This is a genomic window from Anabaenopsis tanganyikae CS-531 (assembly GCF_029891675.1).
Taxonomy (GTDB): Bacteria; Cyanobacteriota; Cyanobacteriia; order Cyanobacteriales; family Nostocaceae; genus Anabaenopsis; species Anabaenopsis arnoldii.
This window is the reverse complement of record NZ_JANQDF010000004.1, coordinates 1-5648: the sequence shown is the minus strand read 5'-3', so window position 1 is coordinate 5648 and position 5648 is coordinate 1. Positions and strand designations below refer to the sequence as shown.

Annotated in this window: 4 protein-coding genes; 1 reads left to right on the top strand and 3 read right to left on the bottom strand. The window is 42.4% G+C overall.

The genetic code is table 11. The features are described 5' to 3' along the window. Positions 1–116: 116 nt before the first annotated feature. Complete coding sequence (locus tag NWP22_RS00265; RefSeq protein WP_271730898.1) at positions 117–335, bottom strand: polysaccharide deacetylase family protein; 219 nt, start codon at positions 333–335, stop codon at positions 117–119. A gap of 171 nt (positions 336–506) precedes the next feature. On the opposite strand from NWP22_RS00265, the gene NWP22_RS00260 reads away from it, so the two are divergent. Then, positions 507–1865: an NAD(P)/FAD-dependent oxidoreductase gene (locus NWP22_RS00260; RefSeq protein WP_280801382.1), complete on the top strand. Its 1359-nt coding sequence runs from the start codon at positions 507–509 to the stop codon at positions 1863–1865. Positions 1866–1974: 109 nt separating this feature from the next. On the opposite strand, the gene NWP22_RS00255 is transcribed toward NWP22_RS00260, so the two are convergent. Continuing rightward, the gene (locus NWP22_RS00255; protein ID WP_271730895.1) at positions 1975–4356 is read right to left on the bottom strand and encodes a ComEC/Rec2 family competence protein; all 2382 of its coding nucleotides are present in this window, start codon (positions 4354–4356) and stop codon (positions 1975–1977) included. 196 nt (positions 4357–4552) lie between these two features. Continuing rightward, positions 4553–5440, bottom strand: a complete 888-nt coding sequence (gene glyQ, locus NWP22_RS00250; RefSeq protein WP_271730894.1) for a glycine--tRNA ligase subunit alpha — start codon at positions 5438–5440, stop codon at positions 4553–4555. Positions 5441–5648 lie beyond the last annotated feature (208 nt).

Sequence of the window (5648 nt, the reverse complement as noted above, 5' to 3'; positions counted from 1 at the left end):
GAACAGGGAACAGGGAACAGGGAACAGAGATTAAGAAGGAATATTCAGGCATTTTCTTCAATAACCAACATTATTTCCCTTATACGGTAAGCCTTTTCGGATTTTATCAAAACAATTTAGCATATTAGGTACTGAAGAACCAAAATTCTTTCCACTACTTCTACAGTATTATGGCGACTAGCATATACTCCCCCTTTCGCGACACCATCGGAGTCATGTAAAAGTATGATGCTCCCATTGTGAAAGCTTTTTTCAAATATATTCATCATTTCTCCCGCTGACTTACCTCGCCAGTCCTCTAAATCCACATCCCAAAATATAATGGGTTTTTGCATCTGCTTTAAAACATTAAGCATTGTCATCAGTTACAGCAAAGCAGATTTTTAGTAACTGAGATTACTTAAATTATTTTTTTAGATGTTCAAAACCAGCAGAAAAAATATGATAATTTTAATACAAATTTGTTAAGAATAGTTACAATACCGTAACGGAAGGAAATATTATTTATGGTAAATTCACTTGAGAATACCCCACCACATCAAGTGGTGATTGTTGGTGGAGGCTTTGGTGGACTGTATGCGGCCAAGGCACTTGCTAAGGCGAAGGTAAATGTTACCCTGATCGATAAACGTAATTTTCACCTATTTCAGCCGCTGTTATATCAAGTTGCTACGGGTACCCTATCACCTGCTGATATTTCCTCGCCATTACGCTTGGTGCTGAGTAAGAGCAAAAATACTCAGGTGTTGCTGGGGGAAGTAGATGATATTAATCCAGAGGCACAGGAAGTAATTATAGGGGAAAAAAGAGTACCCTATGATACGTTAATTGTGGCTACAGGTGCGAAGCATTCCTATTTTGGTCAGGATGAATGGGAAAAATTCGCCCCAGGTTTGAAAACCGTAGAAGATGCTATAGAAATGCGTCGGCGCATATTTTCGGCATTTGAAGCCGCAGAACAAGAAACAGACCCAGAAAAACGCCTAGCTCTACTGACCTTTGTGATTGTGGGTGGTGGCCCGACTGGTGTAGAATTGGCAGGGGCGATCGCGGAACTGGCGTACCAAACCCTCAAAGAAGATTTCCGCAATATTGACACTTCAGAAACGCAAATTTTACTGTTAGAAGGAATGGATCGCATCCTTCCACCTTTTGCGCCAGATTTATCCGAAGCTGCAGCAGCATCTCTCAAGGAGTTGGGTGTGGTTGTGGAGACCAAAGCCTTAGTAACCAAGATTGAAAATGATGTTGTTACCCTCAAACAAGGTGAGGAGGTCAGACAAATCCCGTCTAAAACTATTTTGTGGGCTGCAGGTGTCAAAGCTTCACCCATGGGAAAAGTCTTAGCTGAACGCACAGGTGCGCAGTGCGATCGCGCCGGGCGTGTGATTGTAGAATCTGACTTGAGTATTAAGGGGTATGATAATATTTTTGTAGTTGGTGATTTGGCTCATTTCTCCCATCAAAATGGCAAACCCTTACCAGGGGTTGCACCTGTTGCTAAACAGGAAGGAGAATATGTCGCGTCACTGATTCAAAAACGGCTGCAAGGTCACACCTTACCATCCTTCAATTACACCGACCACGGTAGCTTGGCAATGATTGGGCAAAACTCCGCTGTGGTGGATTTGGGTTTCATCAAGTTAAAAGGTTTCTTTGCATGGCTGTTTTGGCTATTGATTCACATCTACTTTTTAATTGAGTTTGATAATAAGTTGGTAGTAACCATTCAGTGGGTATGGAACTATATTACCCGCAATCGTGGAGCTAGGTTGATTACAGGTCAGCAGGTTTCTCTAAAAGTAGAAGTTGATGGGAGTACTCATTACCAACCATCAGTAGATAGGCGTCCAGTTAACGTTTAGAGCTTTAGTGTGTTTAGGTTGGCTGCGCTGGGGTGTTTTTCCGTGAAACTGCTGTAGAAACGTTCCTGGGAACGTTTCTATACCTAGATTTACCAATTGAGGAATTTGATCAAAAAAAGGTAGATTTACTTTCAGTTTGTTGAATAAAGGCCTCAAATTGATTATTGGGTGTCCATTGGATAGCGCCGTCATCTCTAGTAGAAAATAGCTGTGTCTGGTTTTGACTCAGATTAGATAAGGTTTTTGAGTCTAAATTAGTATAAGAGGCTATGGCCACCTGTGGTTGGAGCATTTGTACTAAATCTGACAAGGACTCAGGTCTACACCACAGTACTTGTGGACGCACTAGGCTACCTGCTTTGACTAGCTGTTCTACCTCCTGAGCCTTGACATCCCCCACCAATAGCCAATTCTGTCCTTGAATTTGCAGTTGTAAGACAGGTAACTGGTCATTAATTAACTGAGCAGTTACTGAACCAGTATTGACTATTTGACCAGGTGCTAAAGGTTGGTGTATTCCTTGTTGCTTTTGCACTTGCTGTTGAATTGCCTGATTAGCAATGTTGTCTGTGAGGTTGGCTGAATATTCATAAAAGTTATTTATTCTTATAGCTTGTAGTATTTCCAACCAAGCGCTAGTTTCCTGGTATTTTAAATTACTGCGTATTCCGCTGCGCTCAGTGCCAAAGGCGATCGCCGAATCTATGTGATTAATGCCCTGCTGTTGTAAAAATGGTAAAATTGTGAAGCGTCCAGTCCCCTGCTTTCCACTATTAATTAGTGTCACCTTTCCCCGATCCTGAATGACTACAACTGGTTGTTTACCTGCTGCTAGGACTGTGACCCTAAATAATGTATTGGCAGAATGCCAAAAGGGGATGAGTACCAAACCGATGGCCATGAAACTGGCCAATAACCAGCGTTTTTGCCACCAAGGTACTAGCCAAACCAAAATCACCAGTGCATATATTGCTAGCAATTGCCACGTAGATATACTACCCAAATTCAGAGAATTACCGGGAAAGCTTCTAAATAATTGTACTAATTTAAATAACCAGTCAGTAGGGTAATATAATAGTCCTGCTAAGGTGCTGCCACCTGTAGGCCAGAGTAATGCTGCTATGGCGCTAATAATCCCACCTATACTAATGGTTGCAATCAAAGGTGTGCTAATCATATTTAGTATTACACCGTAAGCAGGCATCACCCCAAATACAAAAAGTTGCACTGGTAAAGTCCAAATTGTCGCAGCCAGGGGAACGGCAATCAAGGAAGTGATGACCGGTGGTAACCAATCTAAGCGTTTTACCAATGGGGGAACTGTGACCACTAACCCTAGTGTGGCTAAAAAACTCAATTGAAAGCCTAAATCCCAAATCCATAGGGGATTAATTAACAATAATAAAGTGGCTGCTAATAACAGAGAGCCAAATTTTTTAACTTTTCTTTGTAATAGTAAACCCACTAAAGCCGCAAAACCCATAATTACCGCCCTGAGTACTGAAGGTTGGAACCCTGTTAAACTCAGGAAAATAATTAAGGCTAAACAGCCAAAAGTAAACCGCGTTCTCGCAGCTGCACGGCTTGTCAACTGCATTACCAAACCTAACACCAAAGAAACGTGAAATCCTGAAGCTGCTAAAGTATGAGCCAATCCAGCTTTGATAAACAAATCACGGATATCGTGGGGTAAATCAACTGCTTTGCTACCTAACACCATTGCACTTACCAATGGACCATGTGGAACACCCAGGCTTTGAGTGTGCGATCGCACAATTCGCTGCCGAACTTGCCACCATCCCCACGGACGTTGATTATACTCATCCAGGAAAGTAATCTGTCTTCCACTCAAACCCGCAAATATTCCTTGGTAATTGAGAAACTTCTGAAAATCGAAACCACCAGGGTTGTATGCTGTTCTTGGCTGGTATAAAACTCCCGTCACAGCAATTTGTTGACCGGGATATAACCCAGTAGCCTGGAGCAAGGGGACTGTTACATATAATTTTCCCGTCACACCTTTAGCCGCATCTAGCGGGCCAGCTTCATTCTTAACTTGATCAACCTGAGTAGCTGCTAATAAAAATTGTCCTCGTTGGTTGCGAGTTAAACGGGGGTTACTTATCACTTGACCACGAACCATCACCAGTTGTTGCTGATTACCATTATTTTCCGATACCAACAATGTACTAATATCTTGCGCTCCGGGTTGGGGCGATCGCCATTGAAAATATACAGTTGCTAATAACCCCACTAAACCGGCAACTAACCATATTCTAGAATGAGGAATATTAAACCAGATATTTCTTAATCCCTGAGTTGTATTGCCATCAGTTGGGTATTTTGTAGCTTTCCCTAATCTGCGTTTTCTCAACAGAACCGCTGCTACCATCCCTAAACCTAAAACCCAAAACCCACCCCAAGGTACCGAGGTAAACAACAACCCTAAAATAAAACCAAGACAGATAACCACACCACTCGTCGGAATCATAAGTCACTCGTCAAAAGTAAAGCAAACATAATAACTCTTTAGGCTCCCAAACTGGCTGATTTGCCCTCTTAGTTAGGACTGAGGCAAAAAAACCTCACTTTTTCAGGTTGAGTGTCCACTCTAACTCTCATTAGTCAGTGCAATCTGTGATTTCTTCTCAGTTTACCTGTGCCTCAGTCCTGTTATTGTTTTACATTCAAGAGCTACAAACCTTTATCCCCTTGAGTAAAGGAAAACCCAACTTTTCCCGTTGCTCAACATATAGATGAGCCACCTTCCGAGCCAAATGACGAATCCTGCCAATGTAACGAGTTCTCTCCGTCACCGAAATTACGCCTCTAGCATCCAGTAAGTTAAAGGTATGTGAACACTTCATAACATAATCTAGGCTGGGTACCACCAAACCACGCTCAGTTAATTGCCCAGCCTCCTGCTCATATAAATTAAACAGTGTTAACAGCAACTCAGGATTAGACCCTTCAAAGTTATAAGTACACTGCTCAATCTCACTTTGTAGGAAAACATCACCATAAGTGATGTTGTCAGTCCAAGCAATCTTAGTAATGGCTTCCACTTGCTGGAGGTACATCACCAACCGCTCTAACCCATAGGTGATTTCAATCGATACGGGACGACAATCAATTCCCCCACACTGTTGGAAATAGGTAAATTGAGTAATTTCCATCCCATCTAACCAAACTTCCCAACCAGTTCCCCAAGCACCCACCGTCGCATCTTCCCAGTTATCTTCCACAAATCGAATATCGTGGTCTTCGGGACGAATCCCCAGAGCAGACAAAGAATCAAGGTAAATTTCTTGAATATTATCTGGCGAGGGCTTAATCAGAACTTGATACTGATAATAGTGTTGAAAGCGATTGGGGTTTTCACCGTAGCGTCCATCAGTAGGACGACGGCATGGTTCAACATAAGCCACTGACCAAGGCTCAGGTCCCAAAGCCCTTAAAAATGTATGGGGGTTTTTAGTACCCGCTCCCTTCTCAATGTCATATGGTTGGGCAATTAAGCAACCACGGTCACCCCAAAACTGATGCAATAAACTAATCACAGACTGAAAATTCACGCTCTACCCTCCCTTAGTCAGCAACTGGCATACACTATTGTTGCCTACAACCTAGCACTGTGGCGAGTTTCAGAGAGATGAAAAAAAATCTGCAAAAATTAGAAAAAAAGAGTTGACAAAGCTAGAGACAGTAGCTATATTGGATAAGTGCCTGAGAGACAAGCGCTGCAAAGCGGAGTCCGAGGGAACACCGAACCATGAAAATATT

Excerpts from the sequence above, each read along its gene's own strand:
- NWP22_RS00265 (WP_271730898.1), bottom strand. The coding sequence starts at position 335 with ATGCAAAAACCCATTATATTTTGGGATGTGGATTTAGAGGACTGGCGA.
- NWP22_RS00260 (WP_280801382.1), top strand. The coding sequence starts at position 507 with ATGGTAAATTCACTTGAGAATACCCCACCACATCAAGTGGTGATTGTT.
- NWP22_RS00255 (WP_271730895.1), bottom strand. The coding sequence starts at position 4,356 with ATGATTCCGACGAGTGGTGTGGTTATCTGTCTTGGTTTTATTTTAGGG.